Below are 1,384 nucleotides of genomic sequence, written 5' to 3'. Positions count from 1 at the left end.
CTCCGTCACCGTCATCGGGACGCCCAGACGATCGGCCGCCTGCACGAGTATGCCGATGTTGCGGATGGCTCTTTCGGCCTCCGTGACGGCCGGCATGAGACGCTCCTGAACGTCGACGACGACCAGTTGAGAGCGCGCAGAACTGAGAAGCATCTAAGTATCCGGATTGAAGAGGGGCGGTTCCCCAGGGACGGGCAGCACCATCTTAAAGCGCAGTCCGTCCTCCGCGAAGTCCATATGCACGTCCGCTTGCAGTTGAGTCGTCAGAACACGTTGCAGAAGGCGTGATCCGAAACCTTGTCGGGTCGGCTGGGCAACGCGGGGGCCGCCTTTCTCCGTCCATTCGAAGTGAAGGACAGGCTTCTCTCCATCACCATCGAGGCGCCACCGCACCTCCACCTGACCGCCAAAGGTCGAGAGCGCTCCATGCTTGGCAGCGTTCGTGGTCAACTCATGAATGGCCATACCGATCGGCACCGCCGCTTCCGACGGCAATTCGACCATCGGTCCGTCGATCACGATCCGGTTGCGGTTGTCGTCGTCATAAGGACCGAGCTCGTTCTCGATCAACTCGTCCAGGGATGCCTTTTGCCAAAGGTCGTCGGTCAGGAGATTGTGCGTGCGCGCGAGCGAAACGATGCGACCGACGAAGCCCTGGTAGAATTCGTCGATACTGGATGCCGTGCGCGCAGTCGATCCGACGATCGCCTGGACCGTGGCGAGGGTGTTCTTGACCCGATGGTGAAGCTCGCGGATGAGCAGATTTTGCTGCTCTTCCGCTCTCTTGCGATCGGTGATGTCCTGCACGACGCCGGTCATGCCGATCATCGTTCCGGCAGCGTCGTAGGTCGCGTGGCCTTGGGCGGCGAGCCAGAACTTGCGTCCGTCCCGCGGATGCGTGAGCCGATACTCGATGTCGTACGGCTCGCCGGATTCGACCGCCTTGTCCACGGCTGCCATAGCACGAAGCGCATCGGACGGATCAAGTCGCGTCCGCAGCTCAGCCCACTTGATGGTGCCGCCGGGCTCGACACCGAAGAGTGAAGCGGCACTGTCGGACAGTTCGAGCACGTCGGTAACTCTGTCCCACATCCAGACACCCATGCTCGCGGCCTGCAACGCGATGCGCAATTGCGCCTCGTTGTTGCGAAGCGCTGCTTCTGTCTCCTTGAGGTCGTGAATGTCGACGCTTGTGCCGGACCACCCGCGAAACGTACCGCGCGCGTCGTGGATGGGTTCGGCGCGGATCATGTGCCAGCGGTACATGCCGTCGCGATTGCGATAGCGCGCCTCCATCGCGTAGGCCGATTGGTTCTTCACCAATTCCTTCACGTCCGTCAAAATCCGCGCCAGATCATCGGGATGAACAGCGTCCATCCAACTG

General features: G+C 61.5%; 1 protein-coding gene. It reads right to left on the bottom strand.

Translation table 11 applies throughout. The annotated features are described in order from the left end of the window. Positions 1–153: 153 nt before the first annotated feature. Positions 154–1,384 (bottom strand): sensor histidine kinase (locus AC1DT3_RS21235; protein WP_477467169.1); only part of this gene is annotated, 1,231 nt, incomplete at its 5' end.

It is taken from the genome of Microvirga sp. P4_G7, from assembly GCF_056401005.1.
This window is presented reverse-complemented; position numbering and strand designations above follow the sequence as displayed.